Raw genomic sequence first — 23,557 nt, 5'->3', positions numbered from 1 at the left:
GCTTTTTTGTTCTTAACATTTTTCTACATCGATTTCGGTGATTGGCCACCAGAAGAATCCATCTTTTTCGAGCAGTTTGTCTGCTGCATCAGGACCCATTGAGCCGGATTCATAGTTCGGGAAGGATGGTTCTTTTGTGTTTTCCCAAACCTCTGAGATATTATCGACGAAACTCCAGGATAGAGCAACTTCATCCCAATGAGTGAAGTTTGTTGCATCACCGCGCAATGAATCGTACAGCAGCTTCTCATATGCTTCCGGTGTATTCAGCCCATCGATTCCTTTATTGGCATAATTCAGTTTCACAGGTGTAGCTTCCGTACCCTGGCCGGATTTCTTGGCGTTCAGATGAAGCGTGATTCCTTCTTCAGGCTGGATATGGATCACAAGCAGATTTGGATTGACCGTTTTTTCTGGCTTGTAATACAGGTCCATTGGGATATCTTTGAATTGGATCACGATTTTTGTTGATTTTGCCTTCATTCTTTTGCCTGTACGAATATAGAAAGGCACTCCAGCCCAGCGGAAGTTATCGATCATCAGCTTGCCGGCTACGAATGTTTCTGTATTGGAATCTGGGTCAACCATTTCCTCCTGGCGGTAAGCAGGGACATCTTTTTCACTCATCATCCCTTTACCATATTGGCCGCGGACAAAATAGTCGTTTACTTCCTCTCCCGTAATCGGGCGCAGGGCACGGAACACTCTTACTTTTTCGGAACGGATTTCATCCGTAGTCAGCTTGATAGGCGGTTCCATCGCCAGCAAAGAGACCATCTGCAGCATGTGGTTCTGGACCATGTCCCTGAGTGCACCGCTCTTTTCGTAATAACGGCCGCGTTCTTCGACACCAAGAGTTTCACTGGATGTGACCTGGATGTTGGAAATGTAGCGGTTATTCCAGAGTGGCTCGAACATTGCGTTCGCAAAACGGATGACTTCGATATTTTGAACCATTTCCTTTCCGAGGTAATGGTCGATCCTATAAATCTCATCCTCGGAAAAAGCAGTCCTGATTTGCTTGTTCAATACTTTTGCCGATTCAAGGTCATGTCCGAAAGGCTTTTCGATGACAAGCCTCTTGAAACCTGAAACATTCGTCAGGTTGTCCTTCTTTAAGTGTTCGGCAATCGTTCCGAAGAATTCCGGTGCCATTGCCAGGTAGAATATTCTATTGCCATCAAGCCCGTAATGTCCGTCAAGCTCCTCTGCCAGCTTGCCAAGAGCGATATAAGAGCTAGAATCAGTAACATCATGGGAGTGATAATAAAACTTGGAGACGAAATCATCAATATTCGCTTCAGCTTCGCCGTGTTCAGTTACAGACTCTTTTACCTTAAGCTGGAATTCCTCATTTGACAGTGAACGACGGGCAACGCCAACTACCGCGAACTTGTCCAGTTTCCCTTTTGCATACAAATTATAGAGGGAAGGAAACAGTTTTCGGTTTGCCAGGTCTCCTGTAGCCCCGAAGATCATGATTAAAGCTGTAGGTTTTTCGGTGTGTGCCACAATATAGAACCTCTCTTTTATAAGAATTTAAAATATGTAGAAGGCTCTTTCCGTTAACTTTTCCGCTTTCCACCCGGAAATCGGGAAGCAACAATCTATCCGAAAACAGCCATGCATAAAAAACACTTTACAAATACAAAATTTTATCGGTTTCGACGACATTTAGCAACTTTTTTAACCTATAATTAGTTTCTGCAAATTGTATGGAACTATCCCATTCTCGTTAAATCAGCGTTGCGTTTAGATGGAAGCTGTTACATATGATATATTGAAAGGAATAATGAAAAGCAGGTACGTTTGCAGGCGTATGGACAGGAGGATATCAGGTTTATGGATGTTTTTTTTCTGGGGACAGGAGCCGGAGTTCCCGCAAAATTGAGGAATGTGACTTCAATTGCACTGAAATTGCTCGAGGAGCGGGGATCTGTCTGGCTGTTTGACTGTGGTGAAGCAACCCAGCATCAGATTTTACATACAAGCTTAAAGCCAAGAAGAATCGAGAAAATATTCATCACCCATTTGCACGGGGATCATATCTATGGCTTGCCAGGCTTGCTGTCCAGCCGTTCGTTCCAGGGCGGTGATACATTGGTGACAGTATATGGACCGCCGGGGATCAAAGAATATATTGAAGTATCCCTAAAAATAAGTAAATCGTATTTGAAGTATCCGCTTGAATTTGTCGAGCTAGAAGAAGGAATCATCTTTGAGGACGAACAGTTTACTGTGGAAGCAAGGCTGCTGGAGCATGGAATTCCGTCATATGGGTATAGAATCCATGAGAAAGATCGACCGGGTACACTTCTCGCTGATCAGCTTCAAGCAGCAGGAGTAAAACCGGGACCTGATTACAGAAAAATCAAGAATGGTGAAGAAGTCATATTGGAAGACGGAACGGTGATTGACCCTGCTGAATTTGTCGGTCCGCCGCAGAAAGGCAGAATCATCTCCATTTTAGGAGACACAAGAGTATGCAAAAATGCTCAAAAGCTTGCTCGGAATGCGGATTTGCTCATCCATGAGTCAACTTTTTCAGCAGGTGAAGAGGCGCTTGCTCACGAGTATTTCCATTCGACAACATTGCAGGCAGCTGAAACAGCCTTACATGCCGGTGCGAAAAAGCTGTGCCTTACACATATTAGTTCAAGATATGACCGCAATGACTGGCAGCAGCTCGAAGCGGAAGCTAAAACTATTTTTGCCAATACTGTCATATCTGAGGACTTCATGGAAATCACGATTCCGTATGATCATGACTGAAAAAAGGGGTGTGACGATTGAAAACAATTTATCTTGTACGACATGCAAGTGCGACTGGACAGCCAGCAGACTCGCCTCTGACCGAACATGGCCGGAGGCAGGCGCTTGCGCTGGTTGACTTTTTTAAACATAAGGAAATAGATATCATCTATTCAAGCCCTTTTAAAAGAGCGGTCGATACAATCAAGCCACTAGCCAATTCCAAAGGAATAGAAGTCCTGGAGGATGAAAGACTAGGTGAAAGAGTGCTGAGTACTGTGAATTTCGAAGATTGGCGGGAAAAGCTGAAACAAAGCTTTGAAGACTTTGAGCTTATGTTTGAGGGCGGAGAATCTCATTCAACTGCAATGGATAGAGCCAAATCCCTGATTGAAGATCTCCTCTGCTCTGATGATGACCATATCCTCCTTGTCAGCCATGGAAATATGACAACATTGCTCATGAGGTACTTCAATGAAAGTTTCGGATATGACTGTCTCATGGAAATGACGAATCCAGATGTTTTTGAACTTGTTGTTTCAAGTGAAAGCACACTCCTGAATCGAATATGGGATGACCGGATTTAAAACCGTTTAAAAATCGACCCAGAGGGAAATGGAAAGTGATGGGGCAATTTCCATCCATTCTGTCTACACGAAACTGGGGGAGTAATCTTGGAGTTCTTACTTTTATTCGGTCTTCATTTTTTCATCATGGGGTCACTGGTCATGTTATTCAGAGGAATCATCACGTTCCTTCTGCCGAGGATGCATTTTCTGATCACTATTTCCATATTCGGAATTGCCGGGGTACTGTATGCTGTCATTTTTGAAGTGGTGGATCTTGCGATATTCGCAACTTTCTATAATATGATCTGTTCCCTGATCGCGGTGGGACTCATTAAGTCAGTATTTTATTTTAAAAAGGTTGCCGACAGCCACGAGGAAAAAATAGCCTAATCTTTAAAACCAGGAGAAAATTCTGGTTTTTTTTATTGACATTCAAATCATGGTTTGAATATTATATATTCAAATGATGATTTGAATGAGGTGGATGATAAATTGAAGGAGCAGGACGTCTGTCAGGTCAACTGTGTCCACGACGATAAGGTTGAAGAAGTAGCTGGTAAGTTAAAGGAACAAAACCCAGCAGATGCTGCAAAAATTTTCAAAGCTTTATCAGATGAAACGAGAATCAAGATCGCCTATTCGCTTTTTGTGGGGGATGAACTTTGTGTATGTGATGTCGCTGCGATTGCCAATGCTTCAACTGCTACGGCATCCCACCATCTCCGTACGCTGAAGAACCTCGGTCTTGCCAAATATCGCAAGGAAGGAAAGCTGGTTTATTATTCTCTTGTGGATGACCATGTGAAGCAAATGATCCAAATAGCATTCGAACATCAAAAGGAGATGGAGATGAATGGCTGAAGCAGTCAAATCTGGGGAGAAAACAATCTACCGTGTACAAGGCTTCACCTGAGCAAGCTGTGCCGGTAAGTTCGAAAAGAACGTAAAGCACCTGGATGGTGTTTTTGATGCAAAGGTTAATTTTGGCGCCTCGAAGCTGACTGTATACGGGAATACAACCATAGAAGACCTGGAGAGGGCGGGCGCGTTCGAGAACCTCAGGCTGTATCCCGATAAAGCTGAGGCTCCTGTGGGAAAAAAGAAACCATTCTGGCAGGAAAACATGAATTTGCTGCTCAGCTTAGCTATGATCATTGCAGCATATTTTTTTCAATGGACTTCAGACGAAGAATCACTGCCTGCTATCCTTTTATTTTTAGGAGCAATTACCGTTGGCGGCTTTTCGCTATTTAAAAGTGGGATACAGAACCTATTGAAATTAGATTTTGATATGAGGGCTTTGATGACCGTCGCCATCATCGGGGCTGCCATCATTGGCGAGTGGAGCGAAGGTGCTGTCGTTGTCATTTTATTTGCGATCAGTGAAGTCCTGGAGAGATATTCGATGGATAAGGCAAGAGCCTCGATTCGTTCTTTGATGGATATCGCTCCAAAAGAAGCATTGGTGCGCCGCAAGGACAGGGAATTCAATATTCATGTAAATGAGATAGTAGTCGGGGATGTCATGATTGTCAAACCTGGTGAGAAAATTGCCATGGATGGAGAAGTGGCTGCCGGCAGCTCGGCTGTAAATCAGGCGGCGATCACCGGTGAGTCCGTACCCGCTGAGAAAAATACCGGTGATGAGGTCTTTGCCGGTTCGATCAATGGTGAGGGATTAATTGAGGTCAAAGTAACCAGGCTGGTCGATGATAGTACAATCGCAAAAATCATTCACCTTGTCGAGGAGGCTCAGGCAGAAAAGGCGCCATCACAGGCTTTTGTAGACCGCTTTGCCAAGTATTACACACCGATGATCATCCTGGTCGCCTTCCTTGTCGCTGTTATGCCTCCGCTCTTGTTCAACGGTGACTGGAGTGATTGGATTTATCAGGGATTGGCTGTCCTTGTTGTTGGATGTCCATGCGCGCTCGTGATTTCAACACCGGTGTCCATCGTGACCGCAATCGGCAACGCGGCGAAAAATGGTGTACTGGTCAAGGGTGGGGTCCATTTAGAAGAGATGGGCACAATCAAAGCAGTGGCTTTTGATAAAACTGGGACACTGACTAAAGGTCTCCCTGCACTGACCGATTTCGTGCTGCTATCCTCTTCAGATGAAACGGAACTTCTCGCTCACGTTGCTGCACTGGAAAACAAATCACAGCATCCGCTTGCTGCTGCGATTGTCCGCAACGCAGAAACACTAGGGTCATCATTCAGGGAGAAGAAGGTAGAAGAGTTCACATCGGTAACCGGGAAAGGGTTAAAGGGAGTAGTCGACGGAGTGGCTTATCATATCGGCAGCCCAAACTATCTTGAAGAAATAGTGGCTGGCGGCATCCCTCCTTCAGTTTTTGAAAAGATTGCCTCCATGCAGGCAGAAGGAAAAACAGTGATGGTGGCAGGCACGTCATCCGGCTTGCTTGCTTTGATCGCGGTCGCAGATGAAGTAAGGGAATCGAGCAGGGAAGTAGTTGCCCGTCTTCATGAGCTGGGGATTGAAAAGACGATCATGCTGACAGGGGATAATAAAGGAACAGCACAGGCAATTGGCATCGGGACGGGGGTTTCGGATATTGAATCCGATTTGCTGCCTGAGGATAAGCTGGCCTTCATTAAGTCTTTACAGAAGGAGCATGGTAAAGTCGCAATGGTCGGCGATGGTATCAACGATGCTCCTGCACTTGCCGCGGCGAATGTAGGAGTGGCGATGGGCGGAGCGGGAACTGATACAGCACTCGAAACGGCCGATATTGCATTGATGGCCGATGATCTGAAGAAGCTGCCATTCACGATGAAATTAAGCCGGAAGACACTGGCGATCATCAAACAGAACATCGCTTTCTCGATTGGCGTGAAATTGCTCGCCCTGCTGCTCGTCATCCCAGGATGGCTGACCCTATGGATTGCGATTTTCGCCGATATGGGCGCAACCCTGATCGTGACACTCAACGGGTTGAGGCTTTTAAGAGTAAAAGATAAATAGAACTCTTCAGGTTGGAGTGGATGCTATGAATAATTCCTGGAATAAAATCATTTACAAAGTCTGGGCGCCGATTTATGATGCAATCTTCAATGCTGGCCCATTTCTGAAGGCGCGGGAAACACTTTTTAACGATATACACTTCCAGCCTGGAGACAAGGTGCTGTTCGTTGGTGCAGGCACAGGGGCAGACATAGAGCGGCTGCCCTATGAACATCTTGAAATTACCGCGATCGATTATTCTGAGGATATGCTTCAGAAAGCAAAGGATAAATTCCGGGCATCCAAGATCAGTTTTTTGAAAATGGATGCCCAAGAGCTGGATTTTGCTGATGATGCCTTTGATTATGTGGTTGGAAGTTTAATCTTGTCAGTCGTTCCTGACAATAGAAAGGCATTTGGCGAGATGTTGAGAGTATGCCGAAAGGATGGACTGGTGCTGGTCTTCGATAAATTTTCTCAGCCGGGGAAAGGACTTTCACTTGTCAAAAAAGCCTTCAGGCATGTAATCAAGCTGCTTGGAACCGATATCGGTGTATCTTTCGAGGAAATCTGCTCAACGGAAAAAGCCGGAGTACAGCTGATTTCAGATGAAGGAATCATGTTCGGAGGAATGTACCGCAGGATATTGCTGAAAAAAAGTCTGTTAAGTCAATGATTTCATAGAAAGAGAGGCTGTTTTTCTAATGACAGTCTCTTTTTCCATGGTGTTATTGTGTTAGTGATTAAGGGTTTATGACGGACAGAAATTCGTGAAATACGTAAGAAAGTGTCCGTCATCAGGGCTATGACGGACAGAAATTCGTGAAACATGCAAGAAAATGTCCGTCATCAAGGCGATCATGGACAGAAATCCTTGAAACACAAGAAAGTGTCCGTCATTCATATTAAAACCATTTCAAGATTACAGAGCAAAAAGAGGCATCCAGAGTAACGCTCTGGATGCCTCTTTAGGAACAATGATTATTTTAGTTTTAGCCTAAAATATCCACCCTCGTTCATATTGCTTAGGCGATTCAATGCTTGTGCCAAGCTCTTTGGCTGCAGTTCTCGGCCAGTATGGGTCGCGCAGCAGTTCACGGGCGATGAAAATCAAATCAGCGCGGTCATTCTGGAGGATTTCTTCAGCCTGGATCCCGGTCGTGATCAATCCGACAGCTCCGATAGCCACGCCTGCTCCATGTTTGATTTTTTCAGCGAACTTAACCTGGTAGCCTGGATAAGCGTGGATCCTTGCAGGTACCACCGCACCTGAGCTGACATCAATCAGGTCTACTCCCAGTTTCTTGAGTGATGCACCGATTGATACATAATCATCGGCAGTCAGGCCTTCTTCATGATAGTCACATGCAGAAACACGGACAAACAGCGGGCCGTCCCAAACAGTTTTTACTTCTTCTAGGATTTCCTTGAGGAAGCGGAAGCGGTTCTCGGCAGTGCCGCCGTATTCGTCATCCCGTTTGTTTGTAAGCGGGGAGAGGAACTGGTTGATCAAATAGCCATGTGCAGCGTGGATTTCAATCACATCGAAGCCTGCACGCTTAGCTCTATCTGCAGCCAGCCTGAACGCCTCGACGGTTTCCTTGATTTCTTCCGCTGTCATTGCCTTTGGTTCTTTATACTTTTCATCAAATGCTAAAGCAGAAGGAGCGATAATTTCATCACGCAATGCTGCTTTTCGGCCGGCATGTGCCAGCTGGATACCAGCGGCTGCACCGTTCTGCTTGATTTGTTGAGTCAATTTTGTCAGGCCGCTTACATGCTCCTCGCTCCAGATTCCAAGGTCCTGATGTGAAATCCGGCCCTGGGGGGTGACTGCGGTTGCTTCAAGTATGATCAAGCCCACCTGGCCGACAGCACGGCTCACATAATGTGTCATATGAAAGTCTGTGACGATCCCGTCTTCTTTTTCACATGAGTACATGCACATCGGTGCCATGACAATCCTGTTTTTCAGAGTAAGATCTTTCATTTTATAAGGTGAAAATAATTTCTTTTCCAATCCAATGGCCTCCTTTTATTTCGCTATCCAAAATATATTTTTAGTATAACAGGGCTTTAAGAGGAAAGGAAAAATTGTACTCACCGCAATGTGTTTTTTCTTAATTCCGCAAGCGTGTATTTCGTTCCGCGCCAGATGATGCCGCCCCTTTTGAAGGTCAGCCAGCTGGCCCTCAGGATGGAGAAAATGAACAGCAGGGCGGTGAAAGGCAAGACAAGGAACAGCCATGGTGAAAATCGTGTCATGTTCCTGGTTACCATCATGTACAGAAAAGCTAAAAAGACGAGATTGACACCACTGAGGATTGCCACGGTCTGGTTACCGGAAAAAACGGTGAAGAACGGCATGACCTGGGAAACGAAGACGCCGAACACGGAGAATAGCACCATGCTGAGCCGGTAATGAAGGCCGGCAAAAGTGTTTTTCTCGAGTCCCCCTAAAGCATCCCTCAGGCTTTCGTACCATTCTACTTCTATGAGCGTCATCGCTGTGACCATCCGCTGTTTCAGGCCCAGTCGCTTAACGATCATGCCCAGCTGCAGATCGTCATCAGGCCGCATCTTTATATATTCATGGGTGCCGACTTTTTCATAGGCTGACACTGTGATCATATTGAAGGCGCCAATGCCGACTCCCGTTTTCGACCGCGGATTATTGGCGAGCCATGGTCTCTTGTAATAAGAAAAGCCAAATAAGAAGAACGCAACGAACGCCTTCAGCCAGAATGGCTTCGCACTTAGGTTCGGGGCGGCAGTCAAATGGTCGAGGCTATGTTCCTCAAAATATCCGACCGCTTTTGAAAAAGCTTCGGGATGGTACATGACATCCGCATCTGTAAATAAGATCAGGCTGCCCGAAGCGAGCTGGAAGCCTTTGAAGAGAGCGTGGTTCTTGCCAAGCCAACCTTCTGGCAGACTTTCGATATGGATCACTTTGATTCTCGGATCCAAGCTTTTCAGGTCTTCCATCATTTTGCCGGTACCATCCTCGGATCGGTCATTGACAAGGATCCACTCGGTATTTTTGTAGGTTTGAGCCAGCTGGGAGCGAATGCTTTGGGCAATATGTTCTTCTTCATTCCTGGCGGCCACGATGACGCTCAGAAGTGGTTCCCGGTCCCCTTTTTTTGCATTTTCGAGGGAATCAAGTTTCCTGAAGCCAATCCATGCATCAATTGTGGCTGCAATCCAGATCAGCAGAGTTAAAGTCAGTAAGATTACAAGCACGATACCCACGTCCCAGTCGTTTTTCTCCATTGTAGAGAAAAATGGGGGCAGTTTGCAATCTTAGAGAGGCCGTTTTACGGCAGACAATTCATTTCCCAGCAGGGCGCCAAGCTTTTTTGACTGGGCGGTCGCTTCTTTGATGCAAGATACAAAAGCGGACTGAACCCCGTTCTGTTCAAGTACCTTGATGCCTGCTTCAGTCGTTCCTCCCGGGCTGGTCACCTCAAAGCGGAGCTGGGCAGGCTCCTTATCCGACTGCGTCAGCATTTCCGCTGCGCCGAGAAGTGTCTGGATAATCAACTGCTTCGCTGTCTGCTTTTCGAGACCGATTTCGGCTGCACTTTTTTCCATTGCTTCGACGAGATAATAAATATAGGCTGGCCCGCTCCCGGATAATCCCGTGACGGCATCCAGCTGATATTCCTCAACGAATGTCGTAAGACCGATTGTGTTAAAAAGCTCCTGAACCAGTTTTCTTTGCGCATCACTCACATGGGAATTCACGGCAAGGGCTGTTGCTGATTTCCCAATCGCAGCCGAGGTGTTTGGCATCGCCCTTGTCACAGCCAGGGATTTTTCTGCTGCCGCTTCAATCGCTTCGATTGCCACACCCGCAAGAACTGAAATGACCAGCATTCCTTCTGTCAGGTAGTGTTTGATTTCCTCCATCGCGATGGCGGCATCTTTTGGTTTCATCGCCAGGACGATTGCATCCGCGTTTTCGAACAGCTGCCCCAAATCATATGTCGTTGTGATTCCAAATCTCTGTTCCAGTATTCTCAGTCTGTCAGCATCCTGTTTGTTTGTAGCCCAAATTTGCTTCCCCGGAAGAAGCCCGCTTGCCCCTATCCCGGAAATCATTGCTTCCGCCATCGATCCTGCTCCAACAAAAACAAGCTTCTTCATCAGATTCGCCTCCACCTAAGTTTGTGTTCACTGTTATTAAAAACAAAAAGGCCCTTCATCCAAAAAAGGACGAAAGGCCATGCTTCCGTGGTACCACCTTCATTCACTTTCCCGGCGAGCGCCGAAAAAGTGCAGCTCAACATCCGTTAACGCCGGTTTACGACCAGGTTTGCCTGGCAGCTCGCAAGGTAGGGTTCAACATGAAGAGGGCCGCGGAGCCTTTCAGCCGGTGGACTCCACTCTCTAATACCATTCCTGTCTACTCGTCTTGCTCAAGTGCTTTTAAAAAGTTTACGAAATTTTAATAGTGATTATGCAAGATGGACACCCATTGTGTCAAGAGGCAATTGATTAATTTTTAGTTTTTTCTGAAAACGAAATGTGAAAATAATGACATTTGCCCGCATTAAAGGTAAACTTAATTTTATATTGAAAAAATACCAGGACCTATCATGTTGAATGATAACTTGAACAAACAATCACTTTACCTTATAGAAAAATAATGTTTTGGGGTGTATAGATCATATGGCTGAATGGAAAGATGGAATTGCCAAACTGACTTTGCCGACGCCTTTCCCGGTCGGTGATGTGAACGCATATTTGATAAAAGGTGACAGATTGACACTGGTGGATGCCGGTACGAAAACGGAGCAATCCTGGGAGTCGTTTAAATCCCAGCTGGCCGATTTAAAGCTGAAGCCGGAGGATATCGAACAGGTCATCCTGACACATGATCATCCGGACCATGTAGGGATGCTGGATTATTTTTCGCCAGATCTCAGCGTATTTGGCCACTGCCTGAATGAAAGGTGGATTAACAGGACTTCTGAATTCGAGAAGGAACATCAGGAATTTTATGAGAAATTCTTTTTACAGTCAGCAATACCAGAGCAGTATTTTGTGCCTTCAATGAAAATCATGAAAAAGACATTAGTATTTTCCTGCAATCGCTCGTTGACAGGGGCTATTTCGGAAAATGATGTTCCCCCGGCACTTCCAGGGTGGAGAGTGATTGAGACGCCGGGACATGCCCAGAGTCATATCGTGCTCTTGCGTGAGAAAGATGGCACGATGATTGCTGGTGATACGATTCTTGCGGGAATTTCGCCGAATCCATTGCTTGAACCGCCGCTTCCAGGCGAAGCAGAAAGACCGAAGCCGCTCGTCCAATATAACCACTCACTTATAAAACTACAGCAATATCCAATCGGTCTCGTATATACCGGTCATGGAACCGAGATAACAGAATTGCACGGCCTGATCGAAAAGAGGCTCGCCCGCCAGCATGACCGTGCCATGCAGGTCAGGGGAATGCTTGAAGGCAGGGAGCTCACCGTTTTTGAAATCTGCAAATTGCTGTTTCCGACGGTATATGAGCGTGAACTGAACCTGACCATTTCGGAGACCGTCGGACAGCTTGATTACTTACAATCCCTGGATGCCATTTCAGTCAGGGGAGAAGGAACCTCCTTCGTTTATACAGCAAAATGAGGTGAAAGTGGATGCCATCTTTAAAAGGAAAAAATGTCATTATTACCGGTGCCTCCGGAGGAATCGGGGCTGAGATTGCCAGGCTATGCGCAGCGCGCGGGGCGAATCTTGTCCTTTTGGCCCGGAGTATTGATAAACTGGAAATCTTAAAAAAAGAATTGCAATCGAAGTATGCCATCAACATCTATGCACGGCAGCTGGATGTTTCAGATACCGAGGCAGTCAAGAAAGTTTTTTTTGAAGTGCTATCTGACATCCGCTATGCTGACATATTGGTCAATAATGCCGGATTCGGCGTTTTCGATTTTGCCCACGAAGTGAAAATGGAGGAAATCAAGTCGATGTTCGATGTCAATGTCGTTGGCTTAATGGCCTGCACTTCGATGGTTCTGCCGGGCATGAAGCAGCGGCAGAGCGGCCATATCATCAACATCGCTTCCCAGGCAGGCAAAATTGCCACACCGCGATCAAGTGTCTACTCTGCAACGAAGCATGCGGTGCTCGGCTACACGAACAGTCTTCGCATGGAGGTTGCTGATGACCGGATCTTTGTCACTTCTGTCAATCCAGGGCCGATTGAAACCAACTTCTTCAATATCGCTGATAAGCAGGGGACATATGTGAAAAATGTCAAAAAGTTCATGCTCAAGCCGGAATATGTGGCGAAACAGGTGGTGGACCGGATGATGACAAAGACAAGGGAAATCAACCTGCCGCGCTGGATGAATGCGGGCAGCAAATTCTATACGCTGTTTCCGCGGACTTTTGAATTGTTTGGCAAAAATATCTTCAACAAAAAATAAACTTCCAGACCGCCACGATTTTTTTGGCGGTTTTTTAAATTAGCTAAAACTTTTTTCCTGCTTGCGGGTCTAATAGATAGAGAAACAGTCGGGGGGAAACCATTTTGGAGCTTCAAGAACTGGTACGAAAAGCTAAGAGAGGCGATGAAGCCGCCTTTTACGAACTGATGCAGCTCCATAAAGTGCGGCTGTACCGGATTGCGCTCAGCTATTTGAAAAACAGCGGGGATGCCGTCGAAGCCTTGCAGGAGGTTACCTACAGGGCGTATCGTTCAATCCGGAAGCTGAAGGAGCCGCAATACTTCACGACGTGGCTGACAAGGATCCTGCTAAACTATTGCAATGACGAATTAAAAAAACGGAAACGGCTTCTCGTCAGCGATGACCTCATCAGCCTGATGGGCACCGAGCACCAATCGAGCTGGCTGGAGGTCGAGGATGTCATTGCAAAGCTTGATGCCAAAACGAGGCAAGTCATCGAATTGAAATACGTACATGATTTTAAAATCAAGGAAATTGCCGAGATTCTTGACTGTCCGGAAGGCACCGTCAAGACCTGGCTCCATAAAGGCTTGCAGGAGCTTCGCGGCCAGCTTGAAGATAAAGGGGGATTGGACTATGCATAATGCCGAGGAGGAAAAGCTGACAAAGGCCCAGGCCGCCCTTGATGATATTGAGATTCCGGAACTTCAGCTGGATCAGGCAATCTCTGCCGGAATCAACAAGGGAAAAAGGAAAACGAAGAAAAATCTTATGTACATCAGGACCTTCGCAGCTGCCTCTATCCTGATTTTTGCTTTTGCTGCAATGCTGAGGACGTCAGAGACTTTTGCGTCGTATGTTACATTGATTCCTGGTATGGAGAGAATTGTTGAGCTTGTCCGCTATGATAAAGGGCTGACTGCAGCCGTTGAAAACGATTTTGCCAAAAAAATCGGCGTATCCGATGAACATGACGGCCTTAAGGTCACATTGGATTCGGTGATTGTCGATGAGCAGATGATGGTGATGTTTTATAAAATTGATTCTTCAGGCGGACACAAGGAAATCTCGGTTGAAAACCTGCGGCTGACTGACAGTGCTGGAAATAACCTTGAAGAAACAGTGTCTTCGTTCGGCGGCTGGGTAGAGGATTCACAGAATAACGATGAGCTGCTTCAGGCAACATACGAATTTTACGGGACGAAACTGCCTGAAAATCTCCAGCTGAGCATTGAACTCGCCGAAGGAAGGACCGAGGAAGGCCAGCCCGTTGCCAAGCTTGCTGATACATGGGTGCTTCCATTCTCGGTTGATAAAGATTCTTTCCAGGATAAAAAAGAAGTGTTTGAGGTAAACAAGACAGTCGAGTTTGAAGGCCAGAAAATCACGATTCAAAATGTGTCCATTTATCCAACGAGAATTGGGGTGACGGCCCATTTTGACGAAGGGAATTCAAAACAGTTTTTTGGATTTGAAGACCTGACGCTGGTTGATGAAACGGGCGAAGAATGGGCGGCAATCAATAATGGAACCACTGCCCGCCATATGGATGAGAACACAAAGGAATTTTTCCTGCAAAGCAACTTTTTCAAAAAACCAGAAGAGCTGTACTTGCGCTTCACTTCCTTGAGGGCACTGGATAAAGACCAGTTAGAAATCATTGTTGATCCCGATAAGCTTGAAATCCTGAAGGCTCCAAGTGACAGCCGATTGCTGAAAGTGGGTAGGGAAGAGAACAACTTGTTGCTCAATTTCCGCCGAGGCTCTGAAGCAGGGCTTGGAAATCTATCATTTGATCAGGCAGTTGACCAAAGCGGCGATAAAATCGGTGATGGCTCACAAGCTGTCAGATGGAGCGGCGAAGGTGGATTTGTTGAAGTCTTGTTCCCTTATTTCGGTGAAGAAGCAGCACCAGGTCCCATTACTTTGAAGTTGAATGACTATCCTGCAACGATCAAAGGCGAAGCAAATATCCGCCTAAAATAACGAAAAGGCTGTCCGTAAAGGGCAGCCTTTGCTATTCCTACGTCGCTAAAAATTCATAAACGGCATCATTGATGATATCATGCAAATCTGCTGCGGGATCCTCAGCTTTCATTCCAATGATTTTTTTATATATTTCTTCGAATTCCGCTTGGTTAAATGGGAGCGATTCGTCGTGCCGGTATTGCACAAAGCACTTTTGGACCATTTTTTGAATGAGTTTTTTATCCATGCACACACCTCTCTCCCTGATTATAATCAGAAATCCCAGGAGAAAACACCCTTCCGCAAAAATATCCAATCCTGGCATGACTCCCCATTTTAGGCTTAATTAAGTCAGTCACCCGGAAAATTTCCATTGAAACCGAACGCATATTCGCTTAATATAATGGGTATAATGATACGGAACAAATGTTCTTGTTTTTGGAAACTTGCCGAAAGGAGAGGGAAGACATAGTCGATTACAGCGAAATGCCGCAAAACAAAATTTTATGTGTGGATATGAAGAGCTTCTATGCGAGCTGTTCCGCCGTGATGCTCGGCCTTGATCCTCTTAATTGTTACCTGGCTGTCGTCGGGAATCTCGATCGTCCCGGGAGTGTAGTCCTCGCAGCCTCACCCCGTTTGAAAAAGGAGTTTGGCATCAAGACCGGATCACGAAAGTTTGAAATTCCCGATGATCCGCGAATTGTCGTCGTTGATCCGCAAATGTCAACATACCTGCGAATTTCCACTGAAATCTCCCGCGTATTCAATCGCTATGTCCCAAAGGAAGCAATCCATACCTACAGTGTCGATGAAAGCTTCATAAAAGTGGACGGTGCCTCTAAGCTTTGGGGTGACGCTGCTTCCATCGCTAAAAAAATCAAAGATGATATCGAGCGCGAATTCCAGCTTCCGTGCGCAGTCGGGATTGGCCCGAATATGCTGATGTCGAAATTATGCCTTGACCTTGATGCCAAGCACAAAGGGATTGCCGAATGGACCTATGACGATGTCCAGACAAAGCTGTGGAATGTCTCACCGCTGAGGGATATGTGGGGGATTGGCCGCCGCGTCGAAAAAACACTGAACAGCATGGGGATTTTCACTGTCGGGCAGCTCGCCCGTTATGACCTTGAAACCCTGGAGAAAAAATTCGGCATCATGGGCAATCAGATGTACTGGCACGCATGGGGAATCGATTTTTCCGATATCGGCGCTCCGATCATGGAAGGACAGATCAGCTTCGGGAAAAGCCAGATCCTGCTTCGGGATTACAAAGAAGAGGAAGAAATCAAACATGTCATCCTTGAAATGTGCGAAGAAGTCGCACGCAGGGCCAGAAGCCATGGAAAGGCAGGCCGGACAATCAGCTTCGGGGTCGGCTACAGCCAGGATGAATTTGGAGGCGGCTTCCACCGGTCAAGGACGATTGAGGAGCCGACCAATATTACGATGGACGTGTATCGGGTCTGCCTTGAGCTTTTTGCGGAGAACTACGCTGGAAAAACCGTGCGGAGCATTTCGATCGCAATCGGGAATCTCGTTACGGACAGTGAGTTCCAGCTGAACTTATTCGAAAAGAATGGCTGGAAAAAGAAAGAACTCGGCTATGCGATGGACCGGATCCGCAGCCGTTATGGCTCCACGGCTCTCCTGAGGGCGGTTTCCTATACGACAGCAGGAACAGCAAGGCACCGGGCCGCACTCGTTGGCGGGCATAAGGGCTGATAATTTGAAGGAGGAGAAAAGATGATACGTGACCGCGGAAGAATCAAGTGGACATCGATGATGCTGCCCGAACATGTGAAAATGCTCCGTGACTGGGCACAGGAAGATCAATACGAAAAAGAGAAACTGCTGGATGAACAGCAGCTTGAACAATTGAATGAAACACTCCTCGAAGCGATGGAGTACAACAGGCCCGTCAGCATCACTTATTTCCGCCACCGCAAGTATGAATTGGTGATCGGGAAAATCCATTACTGGAACGAGCTTGGACAGAAACTCCATATTATCGATCGTTTTGAGGAGATTCATCGCATTGGACTGTCGGCCATTGCGGATGCCAGGCTTGCGGATGAATGGTAGCTGACAGACTCCCCCACAAAAAAAGAGCAATGGATGCCCATTGCCCTCAGTGCATTATTCTGTTTCTTCAGCTTGCGGCGCGCGCACAGCCGACTCGAATTTTCCTTTATGGGAAGCATCACAGAACGGCATGTTTTTGCTCATGCCGCAGCGGCATAGCGAGAACGCAGGCTTTGTTTCATACTTATTGCCAGCGCCATCCAACAGCTCAACATCGCCGGAAATCCTTAAAGATCCATTATCATTCACTTTAATCGTTACTTTTGACAAAAAAAGCACCCCTTTCAAGTTGGCAGAATTATCTTTGATACTAAAAGTTAAACAGGAAAATTGCAAGACATTTTCACATAAGGGTTCTGAAACGAAAAAAAGCCACCTATATGGTAAAATAAAAAAATCAAGAAAGGGAGTGCAATCATGAAGCTGAAAATCACCGAGGCGGCATTAAATAAACTGAACGAAAAAATCGCAGGCAAACAAGGGTATGTAAAACTGAAATACGACATAGACGGATGCGGCTGCGCAGTGAATGGTGTGGCGGCCCTCTGGTTTGAAAATGAAATAGATGGGGAAGAGCACCCAATAGCAACAGGCGGCATTCCTATCTATATCGAAAAAGCAAAGGAAGTATTCTTTGCCGAGGAAATGACGCTGGATTTCAAAGAGACCAACGGATGCTTCCAGTTAAAAAGCCCGAACGAGTATCTGAATCCGCGAATGAGTTTTTATGACAAAACAAAACTATAAGTTTACAAAAAATTGAAAAAAAGGTTAAATAAGAGAGAGAGTTGTAGAATTACATAGAAGTTTGGGGCGAAGGCAGGGGAGAGAGATGGGAAGACTGTGGAAAGCAGCCATAATCATTATGTGCACGTTTGTACTGTCAGCGTGTGCTTATAAAACTGCAGGAGAAGCAATCCAAAACGATATTCCGTTCAACATCAAACATATCATCCACAAAGAAGAAGTAAAGGACGGGTGGCTCGTCTTTTACACAACAGAACAAAAAGAGGGGTCGAAGAAATTTGATGCGCTCGCCGTCGCTTATATCAAAGGCAGTGAAAAAGAAGGCTGGGAAAATGCTGGGCATAACCACTGGACTTATTATAAAAATGATTTCATGCTCCTGTATGTCGATGCATTCACGGTTTTTAAAGAAGACGGCAATGTGGATGTGAAAATCCCGGTCATTTTCGGGAAGGTACTGAGCCCGGATATCAAAACAATCGAAGCGGCAGGACCAGACGGCAAATTCAACAAGATAGAAATCATTGAAAAAGAAAAAGAGCGCTACTACTACGCCATTGGCGACTATAAAGAAGTCAGGGCATTGAACGCCGAAGGCAAAGAAATCGATCGCCAGGGAGAAAAGCAGTAAAGGATTGGCTCAAATTGAGCCAGTCTTTTTTTATCAGCAAAACGAAAGCCGGAACGAGAGAAGAGTGTCCGATAGAAGNNCTCTATCGGNCGAACAGAAGCCGGGAAGAGAGAAAAGTGTCCGATAGAANGGCTCTATCGGCCGAACAGAAGCCGGGAAGAGAGAAAAGTGTCCGATAAAAGGGCTCTATCGGCCAAACGGAAGACAGGAAGAAAGAAAAATGTCTGATAAAACGGATCTATCGGACAAACAGACCCCGAAAGCAAACAAAAGTGTCCGAGACAGCCGGGTTAAATGGGGTTGAGGTCCGCAACAGCAATTCCATCACCCGCAAGGACGTATTCCTCAAGGAATTCATCGAGTACCTTTTCATATTGTTCTCGATTTTGGCTGTATGATTGGGCATGGAGCCCGTTTTCAGCCATGAACAGTTTCTTCGGTCCCTTTTTCTGTTCAAATAAAGCCTCGGTCATGGATGGCAGAATGAAATCGTCCATGCGGCTGTGGATGAACAGGATCGGGTTCTTGATGTTTTCGATAACCGCAATCGGCGATACCTCACTCAAGGAGTATTTATCACGGATCCGGACGAACAGATTGGCAACCGGCAGCAATAGTTTTGGCGGCAGTAGCTTGACTTCTTCCTTGATGCGATAGGCGAGCTGTTCGCTGAAGTCAGAAAATGGGCAATCAGCTACATAGAAATCGGCACCGTCCTCAAGCATCCCGGCATACAGGAGCAAGGTTGCAGCGCCCATGGATTCTCCATGAATGCCAACGAGGAGGTCCGGTCCTTTTTCTTTTCTGAGCCAGTTGACCACCGACTGAAGGTCGAATTTCTCGTAATAGCCATAGCTAGTTGTTTTTCCGCCTGATTCACCATGGCGGCGATGGTCGTAAATAACTGCGTTGAAGCCTCTGTTCAGGAACAGATTCATATACTTTACGGAATTTGTCTTGCTCTGGGTCACCCCGTGGGCAATGATGATATAACGGTTTGTGTCATGTGGTTCAACAAGGACAGCCTTCAATTCATAGCCAAAGGATGAAGGGATGGTAACTTCCCTTTTTGGCAGGGCATCATACTCGTCAGGCACCAAATGGCCAGCCTCCGTTTCCCGGTTGAAGATCTCCTCGTCATCCTTCCTTTTTAAAAACATGACTTTATTGGATATGAATACGCCAAGTGAGGCAAGTAACAGCAAAAATGAAAATAACACACGGAACGCCTTTTTCAAGCCAACCCCTCCGATCAACGGATATTCCTAACTAAATCAGACAGGCCTTCCTGCAATTGCGATTTAAAAAGGAACACTTCTTTATTTTACCATTATATGTGAAATGCAAACATGAAAAAACCGCCGGCCAGGGCGGTCAGAAAAATCTTATTAATAACGCTTATTGTTGAGAATTTTGTCCCTTTGTCGGGTGGATGGCTTTTTCGAGATCCTCTGCAGCAATTTGCTGCTTGACAGTGTCAGCATTTGGTTTGCCTTGCTGGCTGTAACCCTTGTCGCGTTTTTGGCTCATGTTAAAGGCTCCCTTCATCAGAATGACTTCATCTAATAAGATGGATTCAGGAACAGGAGCTTATGCAAAAAAGTTAAACATTTACGGAATTGAGCTTGAAATAACTGCTTTCGATCGGCCTTGAGATATGAGGCTGAATGACTTCGATGGCCTGTGTGAGTTTATCAAGGTCAACGCCGGTTTTGATTCCCATCCTTTCAAGCATATAGACAACATCTTCAGTCGCGGCATTTCCGGCAGCACCTGGAGCGAACGGACAGCCGCCAAGGCCTCCGGCAGAAGTATCAAAACGGGTGACACCCGCCTGAAGTGCGGAAAGGATATTGGACAGCGCGAGTTTCCTTGTGTCATGGAAATGCGCGGTCATCAGCACATCCGGATAGGCATCAATCAATCTGGAAAATAAAGAATAAGACTCATGGGGAGCCGCCATGCCAATCGTGTCGGCAACACTCAGTTCATCGACTCCAGCCTTGACGAATTCACCGCATAGTGCAAGGACATCGTCTTCGGCAATCTTGCCTTCATATGGACAATAAAAGGCGGTAGAGATGCAAGCGCGTACAAAATAATCCTTTGCCTTCAGCTCCGAAATCAGCGGCAGCACTTCCGCAAGGCTTTCCGCTGTTGTTTTGTTGATATTCTTTTGATTAAAAGTATTGCTGACACCGACGAACACAGCAACCGCTTTGCAATTCGTCATATAAACACGTTCAATTCCCTTTTTGTTTGGAGCGAGTACGATATTCCGGGTATTTCCATCAAGGCAATCTGCGACAATCTCCGCCGCATCCCCCATTTGCGAAACCCATTTGGGAGATACGAAGGATGTAAGCTCCATTTCTTTGATTCCGGCATCCTTCAAGGAACCGATAAACACTTTTTTTACTTCAGTTGGAACGAAATTCTTCTCATTTTGCAGCCCGTCTCTTGGGCCGACTTCAATAATTTTTGCCTTCTCGGGAAGCTGCAGCATTCGACATACCCTCCTCTTAAGATATCTTCATTTAAATAGAATATTTTTAAAAATGCAAGAATAAATAAAATTTTGATAAAATAAAAGGGATTTGATTCAAATCAATCGAAGTAATAAAAATGTGAAGATCTGAGAAAGGGTGAGCAATTTGAGCAAGACTGAAGCAGTAATCGTAGCTGCAGTAAGAACAGCAATTGGCAGCTTTAATGGAAGCTTGAAAAATATCTCCGCTCCGGAGCTGGGGGCTGCGGTCATCAAAGACGCATTGAAGCAGGCAGGAGTCAAACCGGAACAGGTGGATGAAATCATCATGGGCAATGTGCTCCAGGCTGGACTTGGGCAAAACCCTGCGAGACAGGCAGCCATTAAGGCAGGTATTCCTGAAAGCGCTTCCTCCTTGACCATCAATAAAGTCTGTGGTTCAGGCCTGAAGGCTGTCCACCTGGCAGCACAGGCGATCATTGCCGGAGATGCTGAAGTTGTCGTGGCCGGCGGTATGGAAAATATGAGCCAGGCGCCTTATTTACTGAAAAATGCCCGTGATGGCTTCAAGATGGGCGACCAGAAGCTTGTGGACAGCATGACTTCCGACGGACTCACGTGTGCTTTCAATGACTACCATATGGGGGTTACGGCTGAGAACCTATGCGCAAAATATGAAATTGGCCGCGGAGAACAGGATGAGTTCGCAGCAGCCAGCCAGGAAAAGGCAGCAAAAGCGATTGAAGAAGGAAAGTTCAAAGATGAGATTGTCCCGATAGAAATTCCTCAGCGAAAAGGTGATCCAGTCGTATTTGACACAGATGAATATCCGAAAAGGGGTACAACAGCCGAAAAGCTTGGCGCACTGCGTCCTGCATTCAAAAAGGATGGCAGCGTAACAGCAGGTAACGCGTCAGGAATCAATGATGGAGCTGCTGCACTGGTCATCATGAGCCGGGCGAAGGCGGATGAACTGGGCCTTAAACCGCTTGTCGTGATCAAAGGGAACGCAAGCGCTGGTGTCGACCCAAGCATCATGGGGATCGGTCCGGTTGACGCGGTAAAGAAAGCATTGAAGAAATCGGGCATGACAATGGATCAGATGGAGCTGATCGAAGCGAATGAAGCGTTCGCTGCCCAGTCACTTGCTGTCGATCGCGAATTGAATTTCAATAAGGACATTTTAAATGTCAACGGAGGCGCGATCGCATTGGGCCACCCAATTGGAGCGAGCGGCGCAAGGATCCTTGTTACGCTGATTCATGAAATGAAACGCAGACAGGCGAAGACAGGCCTTGCGACACTATGCATCGGCGGGGGACAGGGAGTCGCTACTGTTGTGGAACTCGTCTGATTCGATCACTTTTCAAAAGATTAATAGTCATTCCGGCACGACAATAGAGCCGGTGCGAACATAGTCAAAGGGGGAAGAACGATGAAAAGAATTAGTACATCCTTTCAAGACGCTGTAGCGAATATCCATGATGGAGCAACCTTGATGGTTGGCGGCTTCGGGCTCTGCGGGATTCCTGAGAATGCGATCCTCGCGCTTGTTGAAAAAGGAGTGAAAGACCTGACCGTCATTTCGAATAATTGCGGCGTTGACGATTGGGGCCTAGGGCTGCTGCTTAAAAATAAGCAAATTAAAAAAATGATAGGTTCATATGTTGGGGAAAACAAAGAATTCGAGCGTCAGGTGCTGTCTGGCGAAATCGAGGTCGAATTGATTCCACAGGGTACGCTTGCCGAGAAAATAAGGGCTGGCGGTGCCGGTATCCCGGCTTTCTATACACCAGCTGGAGTGGGAACGCCAATTGCTGAAGGAAAAGAAATACGCATGTTCAATGGCAAGGAATACCTCCTTGAAGAAGCGCTGACAGCGGATTTCAGCATTGTCCGCGCCTGGAAGGGCGATAAGATGGGCAATCTCGTCTACCATAAAACGGCAAGGAACTTTAATCCAATGATCGCTGCAGCAGGAAGAGTCACGATTGCCGAGGTAGAGAACCTGTATGAAGTCGGCGAATTGGACCCGAACAGTATCCATACTCCAAGCATTTATGTCCAGACACTGATTGAGGGCAATCAGGAGAAAAGGATTGAAAGGCTGACAGTGAGAAGTTAACTCTGGCTGATCATGAAAGGAGAAGGCATATGATTAAAAATAAAGGGAATGTCCGGGAAAAAATCGCGCGCCGGGCTGAAAAAGAAATCGAAAATGGTTTTTACGTAAACCTCGGGATCGGGATGCCGACACTGGTGGCAAATTTCATTTCTGACGATAAGCAGGTCGTCCTCCAGTCTGAAAACGGACTGCTTGGAATCGGGCCTTACCCGTCAGAAGAAAGCGTTGATCCCGATCTGATCAACGCCGGAAAGGAAACAGTCACCGCCATTCCAGGATCAGCTTATTTTGATTCTGCAGAGTCCTTTGCGATGATCCGCGGAGGGCATATCAATATTGCCATCCTTGGCGGCATGGAAGTTTCTGAAGCTGGTGACCTCGCGAACTGGATGATTCCAGGGAAGATGATCAAGGGAATGGGAGGCGCCATGGATCTCGTCCACGGTGCACAGAAGATCATTGTCATCATGGAACATGTGAACAAAAATGGCGAAGCGAAAATCCTTAAGGAATGCAGCCTGCCGCTGACCGGTAAAAACGTGGTCAACCGGATCATCACCGATATGGCGGTCATTGACGTAACACCATTCGGGCTGAAGCTAGTTGAAGTAGCATCAGGCTACACAGTGGAAGATGTAATTAAATCAACGCAACCGGAACTGCAGGTAGATGACGCAGTAAAACTGGACGCATATTAATCATTGGGAACGCCTTTTTAAAAGGGGCGTTCCTTCTTCATTACGAGAAGCTGCACGGTTTGATTTCAAAAATGAGCTTCCGGTGGTATAATTTTT

26 protein-coding genes are annotated in these 23,557 nt (G+C 46.4%); 17 read left to right on the top strand and 9 right to left on the bottom strand.

Features of this window, described 5'->3' with window-relative positions:
• Positions 1-12: 12 nt before the first annotated feature.
• Entirely contained in the window at positions 13-1,479 is a 1,467-nt protein-coding gene (zwf, locus tag ACNAZ4_RS16215; RefSeq protein WP_415816166.1) for a glucose-6-phosphate dehydrogenase, read from the bottom strand.
• A gap of 363 nt (positions 1,480-1,842) precedes the next feature.
• Here zwf and rnz point away from each other — a divergent pair, with 363 nt between their 5' ends.
• From rnz to ACNAZ4_RS16185, 6 genes are all read left to right on the top strand, one after another.
• Entirely contained in the window at positions 1,843-2,772 is a 930-nt protein-coding gene (rnz, locus tag ACNAZ4_RS16210) for a ribonuclease Z (protein WP_415815964.1), read from the top strand.
• 17 nt (positions 2,773-2,789) lie between these two features.
• Entirely contained in the window at positions 2,790-3,338 is a 549-nt protein-coding gene (locus ACNAZ4_RS16205) for a histidine phosphatase family protein (protein ID WP_415815962.1), read from the top strand.
• Positions 3,339-3,425: 87 nt separating this feature from the next.
• Positions 3,426-3,710 (top strand): hypothetical protein, encoded by a 285-nt coding sequence (locus ACNAZ4_RS16200; RefSeq protein WP_415815960.1) that lies wholly within the window; start codon positions 3,426-3,428, stop codon positions 3,708-3,710.
• A 102-nt stretch (positions 3,711-3,812) separates the two neighbouring features.
• Positions 3,813-4,181 carry an ArsR/SmtB family transcription factor gene (locus tag ACNAZ4_RS16195; protein WP_415815958.1) on the top strand — a complete coding sequence of 123 codons (369 nt, stop codon included), beginning with the start codon at positions 3,813-3,815 and terminating at the stop codon, positions 4,179-4,181.
• Complete coding sequence (locus ACNAZ4_RS16190) at positions 4,174-6,309, top strand: heavy metal translocating P-type ATPase (protein WP_415815956.1); 2,136 nt, start codon at positions 4,174-4,176, stop codon at positions 6,307-6,309. The genes ACNAZ4_RS16195 and ACNAZ4_RS16190 overlap by 8 nt, the downstream gene beginning before the upstream one ends.
• A 25-nt stretch (positions 6,310-6,334) precedes the next feature.
• Complete coding sequence (locus ACNAZ4_RS16185; RefSeq protein ID WP_415815954.1) at positions 6,335-6,964, top strand: class I SAM-dependent methyltransferase; 630 nt, start codon at positions 6,335-6,337, stop codon at positions 6,962-6,964.
• Between the two features lie 321 nt (positions 6,965-7,285).
• Here ACNAZ4_RS16185 and namA read toward each other — a convergent pair whose 3' ends face one another.
• From namA to proC, 3 genes are all read right to left on the bottom strand, one after another.
• Positions 7,286-8,308: an NADPH dehydrogenase NamA gene (gene namA, locus ACNAZ4_RS16180; RefSeq protein WP_415815952.1), complete on the bottom strand. Its 1,023-nt coding sequence runs from the start codon at positions 8,306-8,308 to the stop codon at positions 7,286-7,288.
• Positions 8,309-8,388: 80 nt separating this feature from the next.
• A complete protein-coding gene (locus tag ACNAZ4_RS16175; RefSeq protein WP_415815950.1) occupies positions 8,389-9,534 on the bottom strand; it encodes a glycosyltransferase family 2 protein in 1,146 nt (381 codons plus the stop codon).
• 60 nt (positions 9,535-9,594) lie between these two features.
• Complete coding sequence (gene proC / locus ACNAZ4_RS16170; protein ID WP_415815948.1) at positions 9,595-10,440, bottom strand: pyrroline-5-carboxylate reductase; 846 nt, start codon at positions 10,438-10,440, stop codon at positions 9,595-9,597.
• Positions 10,441-10,965: 525 nt separating this feature from the next.
• On the opposite strand from proC, the gene ACNAZ4_RS16165 reads away from it, so the two are divergent.
• The 4 genes from ACNAZ4_RS16165 (at position 10,966) to ACNAZ4_RS16150 (ending at position 14,702) form a co-directional block, all read left to right on the top strand.
• Complete coding sequence (locus ACNAZ4_RS16165) at positions 10,966-11,931, top strand: MBL fold metallo-hydrolase (RefSeq protein ID WP_415815946.1); 966 nt, start codon at positions 10,966-10,968, stop codon at positions 11,929-11,931.
• Positions 11,932-11,942: 11 nt separating this feature from the next.
• A complete protein-coding gene (locus ACNAZ4_RS16160) occupies positions 11,943-12,734 on the top strand; it encodes an SDR family NAD(P)-dependent oxidoreductase (protein ID WP_415815944.1) in 792 nt (263 codons plus the stop codon).
• 104 nt (positions 12,735-12,838) lie between these two features.
• Complete coding sequence (locus ACNAZ4_RS16155; protein WP_415815942.1) at positions 12,839-13,360, top strand: sigma-70 family RNA polymerase sigma factor; 522 nt, start codon at positions 12,839-12,841, stop codon at positions 13,358-13,360.
• Positions 13,353-14,702 carry a DUF4179 domain-containing protein gene (locus ACNAZ4_RS16150; RefSeq protein WP_415815940.1) on the top strand — a complete coding sequence of 450 codons (1,350 nt, stop codon included), beginning with the start codon at positions 13,353-13,355 and terminating at the stop codon, positions 14,700-14,702. Before ACNAZ4_RS16155 ends, ACNAZ4_RS16150 begins: the two co-directional genes overlap by 8 nt.
• A gap of 37 nt (positions 14,703-14,739) precedes the next feature.
• Here the strand turns inward: ACNAZ4_RS16150 and ACNAZ4_RS16145 are convergent, their stop codons facing one another.
• Positions 14,740-14,931 (bottom strand): YqzH family protein, encoded by a 192-nt coding sequence (locus ACNAZ4_RS16145; protein WP_415815938.1) that lies wholly within the window; start codon positions 14,929-14,931, stop codon positions 14,740-14,742.
• Between the two features lie 221 nt (positions 14,932-15,152).
• Between ACNAZ4_RS16145 and ACNAZ4_RS16140 the strand changes: the two genes are divergently transcribed.
• Both ACNAZ4_RS16140 and ACNAZ4_RS16135 read left to right on the top strand, forming a co-directional pair.
• On the top strand, positions 15,153-16,412 hold the full coding sequence (locus ACNAZ4_RS16140) for a Y-family DNA polymerase (RefSeq protein WP_415816164.1): 1,260 nt from the start codon (positions 15,153-15,155) through the stop codon (positions 16,410-16,412).
• Positions 16,413-16,433: 21 nt separating this feature from the next.
• Positions 16,434-16,772 carry a YolD-like family protein gene (locus ACNAZ4_RS16135; RefSeq protein ID WP_415815936.1) on the top strand — a complete coding sequence of 113 codons (339 nt, stop codon included), beginning with the start codon at positions 16,434-16,436 and terminating at the stop codon, positions 16,770-16,772.
• A 54-nt stretch (positions 16,773-16,826) separates the two neighbouring features.
• On the opposite strand, the gene ACNAZ4_RS16130 is transcribed toward ACNAZ4_RS16135, so the two are convergent.
• Positions 16,827-17,051 carry a CDGSH iron-sulfur domain-containing protein gene (locus tag ACNAZ4_RS16130; protein WP_415816162.1) on the bottom strand — a complete coding sequence of 75 codons (225 nt, stop codon included), beginning with the start codon at positions 17,049-17,051 and terminating at the stop codon, positions 16,827-16,829.
• 138 nt (positions 17,052-17,189) lie between these two features.
• Between ACNAZ4_RS16130 and ACNAZ4_RS16125 the strand changes: the two genes are divergently transcribed.
• Positions 17,190-17,519: an iron-sulfur cluster biosynthesis family protein gene (locus tag ACNAZ4_RS16125; RefSeq protein WP_415815934.1), complete on the top strand. Its 330-nt coding sequence runs from the start codon at positions 17,190-17,192 to the stop codon at positions 17,517-17,519.
• A gap of 85 nt (positions 17,520-17,604) precedes the next feature.
• Positions 17,605-18,150, top strand: coding sequence for a hypothetical protein (locus ACNAZ4_RS16120; protein WP_415815932.1), 546 nt, complete (start codon positions 17,605-17,607; stop codon positions 18,148-18,150).
• A gap of 290 nt (positions 18,151-18,440) precedes the next feature.
• Here the strand turns inward: ACNAZ4_RS16120 and ACNAZ4_RS16115 are convergent, their stop codons facing one another.
• The 3 genes from ACNAZ4_RS16115 to ACNAZ4_RS16105 form a co-directional block, all read right to left on the bottom strand.
• On the bottom strand, positions 18,441-19,388 hold the full coding sequence (locus ACNAZ4_RS16115) for an alpha/beta hydrolase (protein WP_415815930.1): 948 nt from the start codon (positions 19,386-19,388) through the stop codon (positions 18,441-18,443).
• 160 nt (positions 19,389-19,548) lie between these two features.
• Positions 19,549-19,680, bottom strand: a complete 132-nt coding sequence (locus ACNAZ4_RS16110; RefSeq protein ID WP_260983579.1) for a hypothetical protein — start codon at positions 19,678-19,680, stop codon at positions 19,549-19,551.
• A gap of 73 nt (positions 19,681-19,753) precedes the next feature.
• Positions 19,754-20,656 carry a hydroxymethylglutaryl-CoA lyase gene (locus ACNAZ4_RS16105; protein WP_415815928.1) on the bottom strand — a complete coding sequence of 301 codons (903 nt, stop codon included), beginning with the start codon at positions 20,654-20,656 and terminating at the stop codon, positions 19,754-19,756.
• Between the two features lie 148 nt (positions 20,657-20,804).
• Here ACNAZ4_RS16105 and ACNAZ4_RS16100 point away from each other — a divergent pair, with 148 nt between their 5' ends.
• The 3 genes from ACNAZ4_RS16100 (at position 20,805) to ACNAZ4_RS16090 (ending at position 23,461) form a co-directional block, all read left to right on the top strand.
• Entirely contained in the window at positions 20,805-21,992 is a 1,188-nt protein-coding gene (locus tag ACNAZ4_RS16100; protein ID WP_415815926.1) for an acetyl-CoA C-acetyltransferase, read from the top strand.
• An 81-nt stretch (positions 21,993-22,073) separates the two neighbouring features.
• On the top strand, positions 22,074-22,763 hold the full coding sequence (locus ACNAZ4_RS16095) for a CoA transferase subunit A (RefSeq protein ID WP_415815924.1): 690 nt from the start codon (positions 22,074-22,076) through the stop codon (positions 22,761-22,763).
• A 29-nt stretch (positions 22,764-22,792) separates the two neighbouring features.
• Positions 22,793-23,461: a 3-oxoacid CoA-transferase subunit B gene (locus ACNAZ4_RS16090; RefSeq protein ID WP_415815922.1), complete on the top strand. Its 669-nt coding sequence runs from the start codon at positions 22,793-22,795 to the stop codon at positions 23,459-23,461.
• The last annotated feature ends 96 nt before the right edge of the window (positions 23,462-23,557 follow it).

The organism is Mesobacillus thioparans (assembly GCF_965138835.1).
Taxonomy (GTDB): Bacteria; Bacillota; Bacilli; order Bacillales; family Cytobacillaceae; genus Mesobacillus; species Mesobacillus thioparans.
The sequence above is the reverse complement of the archived record's forward strand: the minus strand, read 5'-3'. Positions and strand labels throughout refer to the sequence as shown.